A 20,169-nucleotide genomic window follows, 5' to 3' on the forward strand; every position below is an offset into this window, starting at 1 on the left:
TCACTATCCTCTACATTATCTTACTTTGATAATGCATTGATGGACAATGAGGGGGAACACCCTTTTTTATGGAAAAAAGCTGTGTTGCAGGTGATACCAATTTGTTTTTCTCTTAAACCTCGGCTATTATTTCTCAAATTAGTGAACAAAGGGTATAATAAAGAAGCAGGTTGTAATTTAGGAGGGACTTTTTTGCGGTATATTATTATGGCGTTATTAAGCTTACCAGTAATAGAAATAGCTGTATTCCTTGTTTTAGGAAAATTCATGGGAATCCCAGAAACCATATTTTTTATTTTTGCAACAGGCTTAATTGGTGCAGTTTTATTAAAGAAGCAAGGATTAAAAGCATATAAAAATGTTCAAGAAAAGCTTCGTATGGGCGAAATGCCGGGAGATGCTATTTTAGATGGGTTATGTGTATTAGCAGGAGGGATTTTATTGCTTCTACCAGGATTTTTATCCGATATTTTAGGAGCGATTATTTTATTTCCACCAACTAAAAAAGTGATAAAACAGCTGCTAATTAGATCTATGCAGCGAAAAATTCAAAAGAAAAATCGAGTTACGATTATACATTAAAAAAACTAGCGGACGCTTTTTTGGACCGCTAGTTTTTTGTATGGAAGAAAAAAGTTTACGGTTTGCTAAATTTATCCCTTCCGATAATAAATTCCCAAATATCTTTGAAAATATTGCTTCGATGCAGTGTGCTAATAATCACTAATGTAACAGGTCCGATGATTAGACCTAAAAAACCAATTAATTTAAAGCCAACAAAAAGGGAGATTAAAGTAGCTAATGGATCCAAGCCAATACTGGAAGAAAGGATTTTTGGCTCCATTATCTGCCGTTGTACAAGGACGACAATATAAAGTACTGCTAAACCAATTGCAAGTCCCATTTGTCCTGAAATCACTTCATAAATAATCCAAGGTACAAAAATTAATCCGGTTCCTAAATAAGGGATAATATCAACAATACCAGTGATTAGAGCAATCGTGATAGCATAATCGATCCGTAAAATCAACAAGCCAATCAGAATAATAATGGTCGTAATGGAAACAAGTGTCAATTGTGCTTTTATAAAACCCAATAACGCTCTTTTTAAATCAGAGAAAACGGTTTTGCTGCTTGTATGTATACGTTTAGGAAGTAGTCTTCCAAAAGTTCTAGATAACCGAGCCCAATCCTTACTAATAAAAAAGGTAGCAAGCAAAGAAAAAACGATAACACTCGCAGCGTTTGGAAACCAAGATAAAATAGTAGGTATACTTTGGAAAAATGTTTGAATAAAATCACCAATCTTTGTTCCAACTTGTTCGCCGACATTTTTAATGTTAGCGATTATGGTATCCTGCTGTCCTGATCCTAAATTATTAAAGAGACTTGCAATTCGATTATAAAATGGAATAATTTGCGCTGTAAAAGTATTTTCCAAGTATTCAATAATCGTATCAATATGATTTGGAACAACATTTGCCAAATAGGCAGCACCAGCAACAATTTCTGCAATTAATAAGGTGATTAATCCAGCAAAGAAGGATAAGATAATAATGATACTAATTAATACAGCAAGTGATCTTGGCATTTTACATTTGAATTGAAAAAAATTAACGAGCGGATTCATAAAAAACGCAATTAAAAAGCCAATGATAAATGGATATGTAATTTTGGATAAATAGAAGATGCTGATGAATAATAAAGCAGCAAGTCCAATTACTAATAAAAATCGCAATGATCGATATAAGTATGTTGGATTCAAATGAAATCCTCCTTTTATTGATATGAGTTGATAATAAACAGTAAAATATCTTTATATATACAGTATAGTAGAGATCGTATAAAAATACGAAAATTATTCATTTATTTTACATTTGACTGTGTATCTTCTATATTTGTATTAATAGTGTAGAAAGGAGTTTTTTAGTGTTTTCACAATCGTATTTATTTCTATATCTTTTAGTTGGAATTGCATTTATTGCTAAAAATAATTCCTTGCTTATTGCCGTACTATTTTTATTATGCCTGAAAATAATTGGCCTAGATGTTAAGGCCTTTTCTTACATTCAGTCAAAAGGAATTAATTGGGGTGTAACCATTATTACAATAGCTGTTCTTGTTCCCATTGCTACTGGTGATATTGGGTTTAAAGACTTGACTGCCACATTTAAATCTCCTTTTGCTTGGATTGCTTTAATCTCAGGTATACTAGTAGCGCTTTTAGCAAAAGGTGGAATTACACTTTTAGCGGAGGATCCTCAGATTACAACTGCATTAGTTCTAGGCACAATATTTGCAGTATCTGTTTTTAACGGAGTTGCTGTTGGTCCCCTTATTGGAGCTGGAATTGCTTATATTGCAATAAGAGCGATGGAATGGATTAAGTAAATAGAAGGGTAAGGCTTCTCTTAGTTGCACCAAGGTTATGAACTGTGAAGAACTTGTAGCTGATGAACTGTCAATTCTCCCACCCGGCGAAAGCCTTAAAAAATGAAAGGAATCCCCTCTTGGTCACTTGGATGTCATTTCCTAATGTGTAATTTTCCGTTTTTTACAATCAAATCCTACTTTAAAGCAGGATTCATCTATCTAAAAACAACATTAAATTGAACAAAGCAATTATATTAGGAAAATATTTTTCCATAATACATTTGCTTTGTTTAGAAATTAACTAAAAAATTGTATCCGTTTAATTGGGAATATTTTTAGGGTTATGGAATAAAATGCTAAGGGGGAGTATTTCTATATGATGTTTTAACTATTGGAATCGTAAAAAAGTGCTAAAAAGGAGACAGTATAAAAAAAATTGTATATAATAAATTTGTAGTAAAGAACTTCCAGCTGAAGCTAGTTATTTTTTTAAAATTAAATGTAAGCATTTACAAAATGTGAATAATCTAATTAAATCATTCTGTTTTAATAGGTTTCTCTTCCTTTTAGGTGAAAATCCGCTACACATGTTATTTCATATTATCATACAAGTAATGGTGATTAATTTAAGAGATTGGGTTGGTGATAAAGCATCTGTTATTTTTTATACGCTTAAGGGTTTTTCATCTAAATCAATGTCATAAGTTTAGCTTATGATAAATGATAAGATTATTATTATTTACTTATTAAAGGGGTTGTATTAAAATTATAAACGGTAAATAGTGCGTATAGAATGAAAAAAGAGAATTATTCGACTATTGCCCTATTTTTGTTATATGATTAAAAGAGAGGGCAATACATAAAGGGAAAAGAATATATAACGTTTTTATAATTGAATGAGGGAGCAAGTATTTTTATCTATTAGAAATACTTTTAAAAGCCCAATTAGCTGAGAATTCGTAATGTAACAATAATGATGAAGACGGTAAAAGCAAGCCAGTTAAAATATAGCAAAGGAAGTAATGGGTAAAGGAGAGAAAAGTATGGCAGTTACAAGAGGTCTTGAAGGAATAATAGCAACAACTTCTTCTATTAGCTCCATTATTGATGATTCACTAGCATATGTTGGTTATGATATTGATTCTTTAGCAGAACATGCTAGCTTCGAAGAAATTGTATTTTTATTATGGAACAGAAAGTTGCCAACAGCAATTGAGTTAAGACAATTTCAGCAGGAGTTGGCAGAGAATGCAACACTTCCAGCTTCCTTAATCGAACAGCTTAAAATGATTCCATTACAGCAGGTGCACCCAATGGCAGCTCTTCGTTCAGCAGTTTCCTTGCTGGGCGTTTATGATCAAAATGCTGAATTTATGGATGATCAATCGAATTATTTAAAAGCAGTGAAACTACAGGCGAAGCTTCCGACAATTGTAACGGCATTTTCCCGCTTAAGAAAAGGGTTAGAACCAATCGGTCCTAGAAAAGATCTTAACTTCGCTGCAAACTTTTTATATATGCTATCAGGAGAAGAACCAGAGCCAATTGCAATTGAGGCATTTAACAAAGCCTTAGTATTGCATGCAGATCATGAGTTAAACGCTTCTACTTTTACTGCCCGTGTTTGTGTAGCAACATTATCTGATATATATTCGGGTATTACTTCTGCAATAGGTGCATTAAAAGGACCGTTGCATGGCGGAGCGAATGAAGCAGTAATGAAAATGCTGACTGAGATCGGAAGCTTGGATCATGTTGATGCATATATAAAAGATAAAATGGCTAAAAAAGAAAAGATTATGGGTTTTGGTCATCGTGTTTATCGAAAGGGAGATCCACGGGCAAAACATTTAAAAGAGATGGCAAAAAAATTAACCGACTTAACTGGTGAAAGTCATCTTTATGATATGAGCATTAAAATAGAAGCAAAATTAAAAGAAGAAAAAAATCTTGTGCCAAATGTAGATTTCTTTTCTGCTTCTGTTTATCATAGTCTCGGAATTGATCATGATTTATTTACTCCAATCTTTGCTGTCAGCAGGGTATCAGGCTGGACTGCTCATATTTTGGAACAATATGAAAACAATCGATTAATTAGACCGAGAGCAGATTATATTGGTCCTGAAAGGTTAACGTATATTCCTGTAGATAAACGGGAATAGAGTAGTAGATGGGTGGGGGTAGCTCCTATCTGTCTCCTCGATTTCTTAGAATCTTAAGGCGGGGGCTACTGGCAGTTAAGAGTGGGGTAAATATCAACTATGATATTATACTAAAAGATAAATCACATATTTAATTGTGTATTCAGCTTTATCTATGTGTTTATTTCTTCTTTATAAAAGAAGGGGAAAATTTATATAAAGAACATACTTTTCTAAACGGAGGGATTTATATGCAAGGTGAAAAAATTACAGTAGTTGATGGCGTATTAAATGTACCAGCAAATCCGATTGTACCTTACATTGAAGGAGATGGAATTGGTCCTGATATTTGGGCGGCATCATCTAGAGTATTAGATGCAGCAGTAGAAAAAGCGTATGATGGATCAAGAAAAATCGTTTGGAAAGAAGTTCTTGCAGGAGAAAAAGCTTTCAATGAAACAGGTGAATGGCTGCCTAGTGAAACTTTGGATGCAATTAAAGAATACTTAATTGCTATTAAGGGACCTTTAACAACACCAGTTGGCGGGGGAATTCGTTCTTTGAATGTTGCATTACGACAAGAATTGGATCTTTTTGTTTGTTTACGTCCTGTAAGATGGTTTGAAGGTGTTCCTTCTCCAGTCAAAAGACCACAAGATACGGATATGGTTATTTTCCGTGAAAATACAGAAGATATTTATGCTGGAATTGAATATGAGTCTGGCTCGGAAGCTGCTGAAAAGCTTATTCAGTATCTTCAAGAAGAGATGGGAGTAAATAAAATTCGCTTTCCTGAAACATCTGGAATTGGGATTAAGCCAGTTTCACAAGAGGGAACTAGCCGTCTGGTTCGCGGAGCTATCAATTATGCTATTAAAGAGGGCAGAAAATCAGTTACACTTGTACATAAGGGTAATATTATGAAATATACAGAAGGTGCTTTTAAAAACTGGGGCTATGAATTAGCAGAAAAAGAATTCGGGGATAAAGTGTTTACATGGGCACAATACGATCGAATTAAAGCAGAACAAGGAACAGAAGCAGCAAATAAGGCTCAGTCGGAAGCGGAAGCCTTAGGAAAAATAATTGTAAAAGATTCGATTGCTGATATCTTCTTACAACAAATATTAACGAGACCACTAGAGTTTGATGTTGTTGCAACAATGAACTTAAATGGTGATTATATCTCAGATGCACTTGCAGCACAGGTTGGTGGAATTGGAATTGCACCTGGAGCAAATATAAATTATGAAACAGGTCATGCCATCTTTGAAGCAACACATGGCACTGCACCAAAATATGCTGGCCTTGATAAAGTAAATCCTTCATCTGTTATTCTATCAGGTGTCCTTTTATTAGAACATTTAGGCTGGTTGGAAGCTGCACAATTAGTTATTCAGTCTGTAGAAGAAACGATTGCTTCTAAAGTAGTCACATATGATTTTGCTCGCTTAATGGATGGAGCAACAGAAGTGAAATGTTCTGAATTTGGTGATGAATTGATTAAAAATATGAAGTAATGCATGTATAAAAGCAGGGAAGAGAATGGTTTAGCTGGACTCTTCCTTGCTTTTTTTTACTGTAAATATAAAAGGGGAGTAAAAAAAGAGTGGATAAATGCTAATTCGTGTTTGCTATTAATTATCAATTATTTTATTTGGTTGATAATTGGAGAGACAAGAGTTGGCTTTTTTATTTTTGGCTATCCTAAAAAAGGCGTTGGCGCTCTCAATAAGTCCGCAGCCTGCATACACTTTGCTTTGTGCTTAATAAGATAAACTAGTAAACTGTCTAAAAATGTGTGGAGTTTGGTAATGGTGTAAGGAGGTTTCCCTTTATGAATGGTATATATTATAATAAAAGGGGAATATGGGGGAATTATAGGGGAATTTGATTATTTGGAGGCAATTTATGAAGAAGAAAGTTCTTGTCGTTGATGACGAGCAATCTATTTTAACATTATTACAGTACAACCTCCAGCAAGCTGGTTATGATGTAATAACCGCGATGGATGGGGAAGAAGGCATGAATCTCGCTTTATCATCTAACCCGGATGTTATTTTATTAGATTTGATGTTGCCGAAGCTGGATGGGATGGAAGTATGCAAACAGCTTCGTCTTCAACGAATAAATACGCCGATTCTTATGTTAACTGCAAAAGATGATGAATTAGATAAAATACTTGGATTAGAACTTGGTGCAGATGATTATATGACAAAACCTTTCAGCCCAAGAGAAGTAATTGCTAGAATAAAAGCTGTTTTAAGAAGATCCCAATATCAGACAGAAGCACCTGAAAGAGAAATAGAGGAAAAAGATAGTATAAAAATTGCTGAATTAAAGATATTCCCTAGTTTTTATGAAGCTTATTTTAAAGAAGAATTATTAGAACTTACTCCTAAAGAATTTGAGTTATTGCTTTATTTGGCAAAGCATAAAGGGCGTGTTCTAACAAGGGACCAGTTGTTGAGTGCAGTCTGGAACTATGATTTTGTTGGAGATACACGAATTGTAGACGTACATATTAGTCATTTAAGAGAAAAGATGGAGAATAATACAAAAAAGCCTGTTTATATAAAAACAATTCGTGGGTTAGGATATAAACTTGAGGAACCAAAATAAATGAGAAAATTTAAATCCAGATTACTTTCTAGTATTGTATTTATTGTGTTTATTGTTTTCCTGCTAATTGGTTTAATTCTCGGGCAGCTTAACAAAAAATCGTATTTACAGTCATTTGATCAAAGAATGGAAAGAGAAAGTTTGCTAGTCGCAAAAGAAATTGAAAATATTGGTGGAATAAATGTTTTACAGGCATCTACCATTAAAGAGTACAGTGAATTATTAGACTTGCAAATTACGGTTACTGATGATAGGGGAACGATTCTTTTTGATGAAGGAAAAATGGGCAATCGTTTAAATAATGAAAATGATTATGTAACAAAAATTGAATCCATTATAAAAAAAGGGAAAAACAACGAAAAAAATGTAGAAGTTGGTGGAAATGCTGACTTTCATTATTATTCTATGCACATATCAGCTGAAAATCAAAAGCAAGGATATTTATTTTTAAGTGTAAATCTGAAGGATATTCAACATGACTACCATCAGATAAATTGGATTGTCAGTATTGCATTGGCCATTGCTTTCATTCTAGTATTCCTAATAGGCTTTAAACTTATTTACCGTTATGCAAGACCAATTGAATCAGCTACAAAAGCAGCAGAGGAACTTGCTAATGGGAATTATCATGCGCGTACATATGAAGAGCGTGTAGATGAGACTGGTGTACTCAGCTCCTCCATTAATACTGTTGCAAAAAATATTCAAGATATGGTAAAGGCACAAGAAATTCAACAGGATCGCCTTGGGACATTAATTGAAAGTATTGGAAGCGGTTTGTTGTTGATTGATAGCAGAGGATATATAAATTTAATGAACAAAGCATATAAAGATTTGTTTACTGTTCATTCTTCTGACTATTTATATAAACTATATTATAAAGTTTTAGAACATAGAGAACTCACTGATTTGGTAGAAGAAATATTTATGACAGAACATAAAGTGGTCAGAGAGCTGGTTCTGCAAGTGAATGACGATAAAAAAACCTTTCAAGTATATGGAGTGCCAATTATAGGCGCAAACGATGTATGGATGGGAATATTATTAGTCTTCCACGATATAACAGAATTAAAAAAGTTAGAACAAATCAGGAAAGACTTTGTTGCAAATGTATCACATGAATTAAAAACACCAATTACGTCCATTAAAGGATTTTCAGAAACCCTATTAGATGGTGCAATGGAAAACAAAGAGACGTTAGAAGAGTTTTTACGAATTATCTTAAAAGAAAGTGATCGTCTACAGCAGTTGATTCAAGATTTGCTGGAATTAACAAAGCTAGAGCAGCATGGATTCTCTTTAAAACGTGAACGGTTAAATATTCTAGATATATTAGATGAAGTTATTAAGATTTTATCGAAAAAAGCGCAAACAAAAGAGCTGAAAATAAGCTTTGAACAAGAAAAAGATAGTATATGGATTGAAGGGGACAGGGGCAGGCTGACACAAGTATTCCTTAATCTAATCTCAAATGCCATTTCCTATACTCCAAATGGTGGAAATATTACCGTGTCTGTTTTGGAAAGAAGCAAAGATGTAATTATTATAGTAAAAGATACCGGAATTGGGATTGAAAACAGCGAAATACCAAGGATTTTTGAACGGTTTTATCGAGTGGATAAAGCTAGAAGCAGAAATTCTGGAGGTACAGGTTTAGGATTGGCAATTGTGAAGCATTTAATTGAATTGCATAAGGGAATGATTAAAGTAGAGAGCAAGGTCGGGAAAGGAACAACCTTTCAAATTAAATTAAAAAAGGAATTTCCCTACTAAAAATGATTTGTACAAGTTTACATAGTATTTACATTCTATTTATAATTGATTAACACTTTCTTGCTACAATACTTTATGAAGACCCCCTTATCCATATAAGGCTAAGCCGAAAGCCGAAAGCTACCCCGCTTTCGGCTTTCACCCAATTAATCACCGTTTTGTTTTTCCACTAATGAACAAAAATCTTCTCCCTCCTATCACTCAAACATGATTCCATAGACTTCTGACCAACAAATTCTAACATTACCCCAACTTTTCAGTCACTTTCCTAATTTTAAAAGTTAAATTTGATGACATTGCGTATAACCTCATTGGAAAAACCCCTCAGAAATCAAGAAAAAAGGTAGAGAAACCCATCTTAAAAAACCAATTGCTCCAACTAACCACAAGTTGATAGAAGACCACTGGATGGAAATTTGAAATATAGAGCAGCCAACCATCCAACAAAATTCACACCATAAAGAATGAAAATAGGCGAGTGTGATTGATTTTGTTATTATGTTGAAGAAGGGAGCAGCTGGAATACACGAAGACTCCTATGGGAATTGCGGGACAAGCGAGACCCCGCAGCAAAGCTCCGAGGAGGCTCAGGTGTAGCCCTATGGAAAGTGGAGTGTATTCTGACTGCGGACTAATTGAGAGAGCAACTCTTTTTTCAGAGTAGCCGATTTCTTACAATCTTTACTCTCTCATGGTAAAATAAAGTGAACAAGATAATAATACTAATTAGAACAAATACATAACGCTACATAACCAAGGAGGAACCATTACTTTGACAAAAAAATTAATTTTAATAGATGGAAACAGCATCGCATATCGTGCATTTTTTGCACTTCCGCTTCTAAATAACGATAAAGGGGTGCATACAAACGCAGTTTATGGCTTTACTATGATGCTAATGAAAATATTAGAAGATGAAAAACCAAGCAATGTACTTGTTGCATTTGATGCAGGAAAAACAACTTTTCGCCATAAAACATTCAGTGAATATAAAGGAGGACGCCAAAAAACCCCTCCTGAATTATCAGAACAATTTCCTTATATAAGAGAATTATTGAATTCCTTTGGTATCCGCCATTACGAGTTAGAGAATTATGAAGCAGACGATATAATCGGTACACTATCTCTTCAAGGGGAAAAAGATGGATATGAAGTAATTGTTATATCTGGTGACAAAGATTTAACACAATTAAGCTCTGAAAAAACAACGGTATATATTACAAAAAAAGGAATTACCGATATAGAGTCTTATACCCCGAGTCATATCCAAGAAAAGTATGGGTTAGTACCAGAACAAATTATTGATATGAAAGGTTTGATGGGTGATAGCTCAGATAATATTCCTGGCGTTCCTGGAGTTGGGGAAAAAACTGCTATTAAGCTCCTTAAAGAATTTCAAACACTTGAAAACCTTCTCGAGTCTATTGATCAAGTCAGTGGGAAAAAGTTAAAAGAAAAATTGGAAGAATTTAAAGATCAAGCAGTCATGAGTAAAGAGCTTGCTACAATTACAAGGGAAGCTCCATTGACAATTGGAATAGATGAAATGGTGTATCCTGGTATGCAAACAGATAAGTTGAAAGGATTTTTTAAAGAACTTGGATTTAATTCCTTATTGACTAAACTTGGAGACGAGGTAGTAGAAGAGGAAGTAAGCCTTGAAAACATAGAGTATGAGCAAGTGAAGGAAATAAAGAAAGAGATTTTTGCAGATCAAAATGTATTGTACGTAGAAGTTTTAGAAGATAATTATCATTATGCGCCTATTCTTGGTTTATCATTAGTAAATGAAAAAGGGGCATTCTTTCTTCCAATCGAATTGGCCTTACAATCCGACGTATTTAAAGAATGGGCAGAAGACGAATCAAGTAAAAAGATTGTTTATGATGCAAAACGATCAGAGGTTTCTTTGAGGCATAAAGGAATTCATTTAAAAGGAATTACGTTTGATGTTTTGATTGCAGCATATTTAGCGGATCCTTCCGTTACGATTGAGGATGTAACCTCTGTTGCCAAAAAATACGGATATATAAATATCCAATCAGATGAAGCGTTTTATGGAAAAGGAGCAAAACGAAAAGTACCAGAGGAGAATATCCTTTCAGAGCATCTTGTTCGTAAAACATTAGCACTTTCAGCCATTTTAGATAAGATGGAAGAAGAATTGCAAAAAAATGGTCAAGAAGCATTGTTTTATGATTTAGAAATGCCTTTAAGTCTTGTACTGGCAGATATGGAGTTCACTGGTATTACAGTGGATTTAGAAAGATTACAAACAATGGGTGCAGAAATAAATGAACGATTAAAAGATATTGAAAGCCGTATTTATACATTAGCTGGAGAAACTTTTAATATTAATTCTCCGAAACAGCTCGGTGTCATTCTGTTTGAGAAGCTTGGTTTGCCTGTTATTAAAAAAACAAAAACAGGTTATTCTACTTCAGCAGATGTGCTAGATCAGTTAGCAAGTTCTCATGAAGTTATTGAAGAAATCTTAAACTATAGACAATTAGGCAAGCTTCAATCAACTTATGTGGAAGGACTGCAAAAGGTAGTGCACAACAGCAAAATACACACACGTTTTAACCAAGCACTAACTCAAACGGGGAGGTTAAGCTCTACTGATCCAAACTTGCAAAATATTCCTATCCGCCTAGAAGAAGGAAGGAAAATCAGACAAGCCTTTGTACCATCAGAAAAAGATTGGGTTATCTTTGCTGCTGATTATAGTCAAATTGAGCTTAGAGTACTTGCTGATATTGCGAATGATGAAAAATTAATTGAAGCATTTAAGGAAGATCATGATATTCATACGGAAACAGCCATGTCTGTTTTTCATGTAGAAGCGAATGAAGTAACCTCCAATATGCGCAGACATGCAAAAGCAGTTAATTTTGGGATTGTTTATGGGATAAGTGATTACGGCCTGTCTCAAAGTCTGCATATAACAAGAAAAGAAGCGGCGAAATTTATTGAACGGTATTTAGACAGTTATCCAGGTGTAAGAAACTATATGGAAGAAATTGTGGCTGATGCAAAACAACAAGGATTTGTATCCACCTTGCTTCATAGAAGACGGTATTTACCAGAAATTACAAGTAGAAACTTCAATCTAAGAAGTTTTGCAGAAAGAACGGCGATGAATACACCAATTCAAGGAAGTGCTGCAGATATTATCAAAAAAGCGATGATTGAAATGGCACTGCGTTTAGAAAAAGAAGGATTAAAATCAAGATTATTATTACAAGTGCATGATGAATTGATTTTTGAAGCTCCTAAAGAGGAAATAGAAAAATTAAAAGAGATTGTTCCTGATGTTATGGAGCACGCCGTGGAATTAAAAGTACCTTTGAAAGTAGATTATTCCTATGGAGACACATGGTTTGATGCAAAGTAATAGAAATGGAGAGAGAGCAATTGCCAGAATTACCAGAAGTGGAAACAGTAAGACGAACACTAAAAGAATTGACACAGCATAAAGTAATAAAAGAAGTTGTGGTTACTTGGGCGAAAATGATCAAAAAGCCAGAAAATGTGGAAGAGTTTTCAGATGCACTTGCAGGTCAAAAAATAGAAGATGTCCAAAGAAGAGGGAAATTTTTACTAATTGCTACAACGGACTTCACTATTGTTTCACATTTGCGAATGGAAGGCAGGTATGGATTATTTTCGAAAGTAGATCCTGTCGATAAGCATACACATGTTATTTTTTATTTTGAGGATGGAACAGAGCTTCGTTATAAAGATGTACGCAAATTTGGAACGATGCATTTATTTAAAAAAGGGGAAGAGCATCAATCATTGCCACTTTCTCAACTTGGACCAGAGCCGTTTGATGGTTCCTTTACCATTTTGAATTTTAAAAAAAGACTTTCGAAAACAACAAGAAGCATCAAAACTGCTTTATTAGATCAAAAAATAGTCGTTGGCTTAGGTAATATCTACGTCGATGAAGCATTGTTTAGAAGTCGTATTCATCCAGAAAGAATAGCTAATACACTTACTGAACAAGAGATTGAATATTTATTTAAAGAAATTATTGCAACACTTTCGGAAGCGGTGGAAAAAGGCGGAAGTACAATTCGCTCCTATGTAAATACACAGGGACAAATTGGCATGTTCCAGCTAGAATTATACGTTTACGGCAGAAAGGGAGAGGCATGCAAAAACTGCGGAGCTACCCTAGAAAGAATTATTGTCGGCGGAAGAGGAACCGTGTTTTGTCCTACCTGCCAAAGGTGAAGCAGAGAGAAGTGAGAACCCTATTTTCAGCGTAGCTTAAAAAATGAAAAGAAGTGTTATGCCCTCCCCAACTTTCAGAAGCAGCTAAAAGAGAAAATAGAATACATGTTTAACATTGGATGGGCTCCTTCCATATAGTATAGTACTATTGATTAGGAAGGGGCTTTTCTCATATGGCACAAGTATTTTCTCTCATCTTGCTAGCGCTAGCTGTAAGTATTGACAACTTTAGTGTAGGCTTCACTTATGGTCTGCGAAAAATGAAGATACCTTTTAAATCGACTTTCATTATTGCTTGCTGCTCAGGTTTCACACTATCTGTTGGAATGTTTTTTGGTCATGTCATTTCACGAATATTTTCACCAGCCTTTGCAGAAAGTATTGGTGGCATTATATTAATACTATTAGGTGCTTGGATTTTATTTCAATTTTTTCAGCCTACAAAAGAAAAAGAAGTATTGCTTCATGAAAAAAATATAGTTAACTTTGAAATTAAGTCCCTTGGGATTGTTATAAATATATTAAAAAAACCAATGTCTGCTGATTTCGATAATTCTGGTGCCATAACAGGAATGGAAGCAGTTGTATTAGGGCTGGCGTTATCTTTAGATGCATTTGGTGCAGGAATTGGCGCCTCCATGTTAGGTTTTTCCCCATTATATTTGACGATTGCCGTTATTTGCATGAGCGCTTCGTTTGTATCCTTAGGAATAGTAGGAGGATCCTTTTTTTCGAAAAAGAGCTTTATGGAGAAATTCGCTTTTATTCCTGGGGTTATATTAATTATTATTGGGATTTTTAAATTATAAAGTTCAATCCCCTTTATAAGCCCCATTGCCAATAAAGACTTGCACCGTGAATGAAGAAAGAAAATAGAAAGCTTGATTAAGTTTTTATTATGTTCAAGCAGGGAGCAGCCGGAAGACACGAAGACTCCTATGGGATTAGCAGGAAAGAAGAGAGCAAAGCTTCGAGAAGGCTCAAGCGTACCCCCGTGGAAAGCGAAGTGTATTCCGGCTGCGGACTTATTGAGAGAGCCAAAGCCATTTTTTTAGGGTATCCTTAAAAAAATAGACGTTAAAAACAGTCAAATTAGAAAAAGGCAGGAAAAATAATGACTTTAATTGTTGGATTGACAGGTGGTATTGCCAGCGGAAAAAGTACGATTTCAGCTTATTATCAATCGTTAAATGTTCCTATTATTGATGCAGACTTAGAAGCAAGACTTGCAGTTGAAGCAGGTGAGCCGGCATATCATAAAATTATCGCCTATTTTGGAACTGAGATACTACAAAAGGATGGCCAGCTTAATCGAAAAAAGCTTGGTGAAATTGTTTTTGTCGATGAAGAAGAAAGAAAAGTATTAAATAGTATTGTCCATCCAGAAGTGAGAAAAAGAATGAATAAAAAGCAAAAAGAGGCAATAGACGATGGAGCAAAGGTCGTTATTTTAGACATACCGCTATTATTTGAAAATAAACTACATGAGAATTGTGATAAGACGATCCTTGTATATGTAGATGAAGAAATTCAACTACAGCGGCTAATGAAAAGAAACCTTCTTTCTGAGAAAGATGCATGGATAAGAATTCAAGCACAAATGCCGTTAATCAAAAAACGCTTGTTAGCAGATGAAATAATCAATAATAACGGAACGATGGAAGAAGCAAAAACACAAGCAAAAAACCTTTTGAGAAAATGGAGTGTTTTGTAAATTGGCGTAGAGGCAAATTTAATGCTTATTATAAGTGCGTGTTCAAAAACAAGGATAAAAAGGACCGAGAAGTTCGAGGCGGTTTGCTCCCGAGCAGCGGCCTTTCACAGGATGTGGTGACTTCCGCGTTGCTCACAGGACGTGAGCGCTTTTAGTGGAAGATCCTTTCGTTGAATACGTGAGAAGCGGAGAAGCAAACCAACGAAGAAATTCGATGTGTCCTTTTTATCGGGCTTTTTGAACAACTTCTATAAACAAAAAGAAGAAGCTTTCTATTTGTTTTATAGCCCAAGTTTGAAGCAGAGAGCAGGTGGAATACACGAAGACTCCCGTGGGAATGCGAGGAGGCTCGTCACTCGCCCACAGGAAAGCGAAGTGTATTCCGGCTGCGGAACCACTTTACAGGGTAGCTCCCAATAAATAACAGAGCCTAATTCAATAAAGAGATTAGTATAAAGAATTATTCACAATGACTTGTACAACGAATTACTTTTCTATAAGATGATAGTATGTATCAATACATTGCGAAACAATGAATTCGGAGCTGATAAAATGAGATGTCCTTCATGTCAAGATAATAATTCCCGTGTTCTTGATTCACGACCTGTTGATGATAGTCGCTCGATCCGAAGAAGAAGAGAGTGTGAAGTTTGTGGATATCGCTTTACTACTTTTGAAAAAGTAGAAGAAATCCCTTTGATAGTTGTGAAAAAAGAAGGAACACGGGAAGAGTTTAGCCGTGATAAAATATTACGTGGTTTAATAAGAGCTTGTGAGAAAAGACCGGTTGCATTAAAACAATTGGAAGATATAACAGCAGAAGTAGAAAAAGAACTTCGCAGCAATGCTGTTTCTGAAATCAAAAGCGATATAATCGGCGAAATGGTGATGGACCGACTCGCAGAAGTAGATGAAGTAGCATATGTTCGTTTTGCCTCTGTTTATCGCCAATTTAAAGATATTAATGTGTTTATTGAAGAACTAAAGGAGTTAATCAAAAAGGATTAGTTCCAGATGAGAGTTGAAAAGGTATAATGGATCTTGTTAAATGAAAAGAAAGATTCACTCCATTCCCTCAAAAAGGAGCTAAAGGATTCTTTGGCTCTTTTTTGAATTGCTTCTTTAAAGATAAAATAGAAAATGGGTTAAAATCCCCACCTCAAACACAAGCAGGTGGGATTTTTCCATCAACCGGATAAATTCCGATACTTGCTTCTTTAAAAGCTAGTGTACATTGGAATAAAGATACAAAATGAAATGGAAAGAAAAGGAGGACAAGTTAGAGATGGCAAAACATTGGCAAGACTTGCTTCCAGTTGACAGATACTATGCAGCAGTAAATGGATTATTAAGTGATTATGACCGCAAAATCATTACTTTTCTTTATCAACCGTTAATCGGCACTTATTGCATCAGTTTATATATGACCTTGTGGGCAGAAGTGGAAGAAAACCGTCTTTGGTCTTCTTCTAATTCGCATCATAGCTTAATGAATTTTATGAATTGCGGTTTAAAAGAAATTTATGAAGCAAGATTAAAGTTAGAAGGCATTGGTTTACTGAAATCCTTTAAGAAAAAAGAAGATGGAAATCGTTCCTTTATCTATGAATTACAGCCTCCTTTAACACCAGAACAGTTTTTTTTAGATGGAATGTTAAATGTTTATCTTTATCGAAAAATAGGAAAAGCACAGTATGGAAGATTAAAACGTTTCTTTTCCGATCAAAAGCTTCCGGATGCTATGGAAGAATATGAACCGATAACAAAAGCATTTCCAGAGGTGTTTACATCCGATCATAGTCATACCAGCACGATTCGCTCCAATTATGAATTAGAAAAAGAGGATAAACTAGAAGAAGAAGCTGTTTATTTAGGAAGACAGGAACAAAACAGCATTCAAATACAAAATGAATCATTTGATTTTGATCTTCTTTTTGCAGGAATACACGATTCGTTAATTTCTAAAAAAGCTTTTACGAAAAAGGTGCTTGAAGCAATTCAAAACCTCGCTTTCTTATATGGAATTGATGCCATTCAAATGAAAAATATTGTCATTAGTGCAATCAATCAAAAAGATGAAATTGACATAGAAGAATTAAGGATTGCTGCTAGGGACTGGTATCAATTTCAGCATAATGATTTGCTGCCTATGCTTGTTGATCGAACGCAGCCGCAAATCGATCAAATGCAAATAGAAAAACCAACAACAAAAGAAGAAGAGTTACTCTACTATTTAGATCATACCTCTCCAAGACAGCTCTTAAAGGATATATCTGGTGGTGCAGAACCATCAAAAGCTGATTTGCAAATTATTGAGGAAATTATGTTCTCCCAAAAATTATTACCTGGTGTAATAAATGTACTGATTCAATATGTTATGCTGAAAACAGATATGAAGCTGACCAAAGGGTATGTGGAGAAAATTTCCAGTCAATGGGTAAGAAAGAATATTCGTACTGTAAAAGAGGCAATGGATCTTGCCAAAAAAGAACATCAACAGTATTTAGAATGGGCTCAAGGGAAAAAAAATAACCCAGCAAAATCAACGCGAAAAGCAATTCGTAAGGAAAAAATTCCTGAATGGTTTGGCAAAGAGCAAACAACAATAAAAAATAAGCAGGAACAGCCAGTAAATGAAGATTTTTTAAAGGTAAAGCAGGAACTGGAAGAAGAAATAAAAAATCTAAGAAAATAGGTGGTGAAATGTATTGTGGAAAAAATAAATGATACACTTCGTAAACTAGGAGCCAATTCAAGCTTTCAAGAAAGATACAAAGCTATGAAACAAGAGGTTCTTAATCATCCAGAAGTGAGAGCATTTCTTCGAGAGCATGAAGAAGAATTAACTTCGCAAATAGTGGAAGTCGGCATGAGTAAGCTGTATGAATATGCAAACCAAAGCAAAGAGTGCAACAAATGTCCGAATCTACATTCATGTATAAATATGATGAAGGGCTATCATCCGAAGCTTGTCATGATAAGAGGGGTCATTGATATTCAATATGATCGTTGTCCAAGAAAAATCATGGAAGATGCTCAAAAGAAAAAAGAAAAATTGATTCAAAGCTTATATGTTCCGAAAGATATTTTAGAAGCTTCTTTTTCCAATATGGATATTGGAGAGGAGCGTACAGAAGCAGTTCGGGCAGCTATTAATTTTGTTAAACAGTATGAGCCAGGCAAAAGGCAAAAGGGCATTTATTTTTATGGTGAATTTGGCGTTGGGAAATCATTTATTTTAGGGGCGATTGCCAATGAATTGTCCCAGCATCAAATTTCCTCCACGATTGTATATGTGCCAGAACTTTTCAGAGAAATGAAGAGCTCTATCGGGGACAGCACTTTAAATGAAAAGCTAGAAAGAATAAAACGTGAACCGATTTTGATGTTAGATGATATCGGTGCAGAGACAATGTCCAGTTGGATAAGAGATGAAGTACTAGGGCCGATTCTTCAGTTTAGAATGTTGGAGAATCTGCCGACCTTATTCACTTCTAATTTTGATTTTAGTGGCTTAGAACATCATTTAACCTATTCGCAAAGAGGGGAAGAGGAAAAAATGAAAGCGATGAGAGTCATGGAAAGAATAAGATATTTAGCAAATCCGATTCATGTAAAAGGTTCAAATAAAAGAATATAATAAAAAACGGGCGTTATCCAACAATCGCTATTGGGAGTGAACAATAGTGATTCAGGAAAACGTTTGTTTTTTTTTCTAATACTACGTACAATTACTTCTATTTTTTCTATTTCCCCCATATACATGCTATCAGGGATTTCTTCATAAAGGGGGGATAGGATTGATTGAGATTATTTTTCAATATATAGAGGATGCAAAAAAACTGAAAAAATTAATGTGTCATAAATTATATCATTTGGAATGGAAGATAAAGGATGTTCAAAAAGAAAATGAGCATATTTTAATTATTGATTGGGATAAATCAGCAAATGTTTATAAAAGTTTGGACAAATTGAAAAAGGTGTTTTATCAATTTATTTTTCAATATAAATGTGATGGATGGGCAAAAGGAATAATAGAAAATCAATATCTATTTAAAGATGAAACAGAGCAGCGGCATATATTAGAAATCACCCATTCTTTAATAGAAGGGGAAAGAGAAGAACTGGCAAATTTAGTTCCGAATGTTAATATGGAGGCATGCTTAAAAGATGCTATTGCCGAAATGTTGAAAGAAGATGTTTCGTTTTCATTTGACTCCTTTGTGACTTTTCGTTTGCAGAGGTTTATGGAATTATTAAAAAATTATATTGAAATCTCTATTGATGAATATAAATTAGAGCAGGAATACCAAGTGTTTATTCATACATTAAGAGACTTTCTATCCAAGAGGTCTCCCAAAAAACAAACGATTCACCTTTTAGTTGATTTGGAAATTCAATTTTATGATGAAAAATATCAAGAAATTACCCAACAAGATTTATTGATGATAATAGATAAGAAATTATTTACCCATTCCTCCGTATATATTGATCCTTTCTCGATTGGACCACTTTTATCATTAGCTCCTAACAAGGTTTATCTATACACAGAGGATCGAGAGCAGCCAATCGTGCGGACAATTGTTAATATTTTTGAGGAAAGAGTACATATTTTGGAAAAAGAAGACTTTTTTCAAGGTATAGGCATCCTTTCTCAACGGTTTGAATAGAAATAGTCGAATGCCCTTGATTTTCTATTCTTTTAAGCATATAATAACGTACATAAATTAACTATATTTTTTGTTACATGTTATGATGAGGACAATAGTTTTCTTGTACGGTTCAAAGAGAGGGAAGATAGAGCTGGGAGCTTCCTAACACGATAAGATTTCTTACCACCTTTAAACTTCAGCCAAGAACGGGTGTAAACCTTATTAATGGTTGGCGGCTAGCAGCCGTTATCTGTTTTTTTCTAAGCCGTTTAAAGTTTTGTTTTAAACGGGAATTAGGGTGGAACCACGTGTTTATAATGGATAATATAACTCGTCCCTTTCTTTTAAGGGACGGGTTTTTTGTGCGAAGATTAAGAAAGTATAAGTTTTCTGAAGTCTGGCAAGTGTCTAGCTCCAGCGCCTAGCTCTTGTGAAAAATAACCCCCTGCCTCTAAAAGTAAAAAGCACTTTTTGAGGCATGTGAACATTTTTCTTCAGAGCTGTTCAAGGACGCTTGCGCTTTTTCTGTGAAAATAAAACGGGCGAGTGGCTATTCTGGGTATCTGTATAATACAGTAACGTGTTCTATTTGATAGGGCGGGTACAGGATTTTGGTGTAAAGAAAATCTTGAAGCGTGGACTTCTAGAAAAA

15 protein-coding genes are annotated in these 20,169 nt (G+C 34.6%); 14 read left to right on the plus strand and 1 reads right to left on the minus strand.

Going from position 1 to position 20,169, the window contains the following annotated elements:
- Positions 1 to 192: 192 nt before the first annotated feature.
- Positions 193 to 582, plus strand: a complete 390-nt coding sequence (locus AC5LWL_RS07760) for an FxsA family protein (protein ID WP_493433772.1) — start codon at positions 193 to 195, stop codon at positions 580 to 582.
- 55 nt (positions 583 to 637) lie between these two features.
- Here AC5LWL_RS07760 and ytvI read toward each other — a convergent pair whose 3' ends face one another.
- A complete protein-coding gene (gene ytvI / locus AC5LWL_RS07765) occupies positions 638 to 1,765 on the minus strand; it encodes a sporulation integral membrane protein YtvI (RefSeq protein ID WP_493433773.1) in 1,128 nt (375 codons plus the stop codon).
- A 164-nt stretch (positions 1,766 to 1,929) separates the two neighbouring features.
- Here ytvI and AC5LWL_RS07770 point away from each other — a divergent pair, with 164 nt between their 5' ends.
- The 13 genes from AC5LWL_RS07770 to AC5LWL_RS07830 all read left to right on the plus strand — a co-directional run bounded on the left by AC5LWL_RS07770 (position 1,930) and on the right by AC5LWL_RS07830 (position 19,535).
- The gene (locus tag AC5LWL_RS07770; RefSeq protein ID WP_493433774.1) at positions 1,930 to 2,391 is read left to right on the plus strand and encodes a DUF441 domain-containing protein; all 462 of its coding nucleotides are present in this window, start codon (positions 1,930 to 1,932) and stop codon (positions 2,389 to 2,391) included.
- 1,025 nt (positions 2,392 to 3,416) lie between these two features.
- Entirely contained in the window at positions 3,417 to 4,535 is a 1,119-nt protein-coding gene (citZ, locus tag AC5LWL_RS07775) for a citrate synthase (protein WP_493433775.1), read from the plus strand.
- A 230-nt stretch (positions 4,536 to 4,765) separates the two neighbouring features.
- Positions 4,766 to 6,034, plus strand: a complete 1,269-nt coding sequence (icd, locus tag AC5LWL_RS07780; protein WP_493433776.1) for an NADP-dependent isocitrate dehydrogenase — start codon at positions 4,766 to 4,768, stop codon at positions 6,032 to 6,034.
- Between the two features lie 391 nt (positions 6,035 to 6,425).
- Complete coding sequence (locus AC5LWL_RS07785; RefSeq protein ID WP_493433777.1) at positions 6,426 to 7,136, plus strand: winged helix-turn-helix domain-containing protein; 711 nt, start codon at positions 6,426 to 6,428, stop codon at positions 7,134 to 7,136.
- Entirely contained in the window at positions 7,137 to 8,909 is a 1,773-nt protein-coding gene (gene pnpS, locus AC5LWL_RS07790; RefSeq protein ID WP_493433778.1) for a two-component system histidine kinase PnpS, read from the plus strand.
- Positions 8,910 to 9,681: 772 nt separating this feature from the next.
- Positions 9,682 to 12,306, plus strand: a complete 2,625-nt coding sequence (polA, locus tag AC5LWL_RS07795) for a DNA polymerase I (RefSeq protein WP_493433779.1) — start codon at positions 9,682 to 9,684, stop codon at positions 12,304 to 12,306.
- A 20-nt stretch (positions 12,307 to 12,326) separates the two neighbouring features.
- A complete protein-coding gene (mutM, locus tag AC5LWL_RS07800) occupies positions 12,327 to 13,151 on the plus strand; it encodes a DNA-formamidopyrimidine glycosylase (RefSeq protein WP_493433780.1) in 825 nt (274 codons plus the stop codon).
- Positions 13,152 to 13,324: 173 nt separating this feature from the next.
- Positions 13,325 to 13,960: a sporulation membrane protein YtaF gene (gene ytaF, locus AC5LWL_RS07805; protein WP_493433781.1), complete on the plus strand. Its 636-nt coding sequence runs from the start codon at positions 13,325 to 13,327 to the stop codon at positions 13,958 to 13,960.
- 305 nt (positions 13,961 to 14,265) lie between these two features.
- Entirely contained in the window at positions 14,266 to 14,865 is a 600-nt protein-coding gene (gene coaE, locus AC5LWL_RS07810) for a dephospho-CoA kinase (RefSeq protein ID WP_493433782.1), read from the plus strand.
- A gap of 552 nt (positions 14,866 to 15,417) precedes the next feature.
- Positions 15,418 to 15,873: a transcriptional regulator NrdR gene (gene nrdR / locus AC5LWL_RS07815; protein ID WP_493433783.1), complete on the plus strand. Its 456-nt coding sequence runs from the start codon at positions 15,418 to 15,420 to the stop codon at positions 15,871 to 15,873.
- Positions 15,874 to 16,150: 277 nt separating this feature from the next.
- Positions 16,151 to 17,560 carry a replication initiation and membrane attachment family protein gene (locus AC5LWL_RS07820; RefSeq protein ID WP_493433784.1) on the plus strand — a complete coding sequence of 470 codons (1,410 nt, stop codon included), beginning with the start codon at positions 16,151 to 16,153 and terminating at the stop codon, positions 17,558 to 17,560.
- Positions 17,561 to 17,575: 15 nt separating this feature from the next.
- A complete protein-coding gene (dnaI, locus tag AC5LWL_RS07825) occupies positions 17,576 to 18,505 on the plus strand; it encodes a primosomal protein DnaI (protein ID WP_493433785.1) in 930 nt (309 codons plus the stop codon).
- A 160-nt stretch (positions 18,506 to 18,665) separates the two neighbouring features.
- Positions 18,666 to 19,535, plus strand: coding sequence for a putative sporulation protein YtxC (locus AC5LWL_RS07830; RefSeq protein ID WP_493433786.1), 870 nt, complete (start codon positions 18,666 to 18,668; stop codon positions 19,533 to 19,535).
- Positions 19,536 to 20,169 lie beyond the last annotated feature (634 nt).

Source organism: Niallia sp. WK069_GA_01, assembly GCF_983173855.1.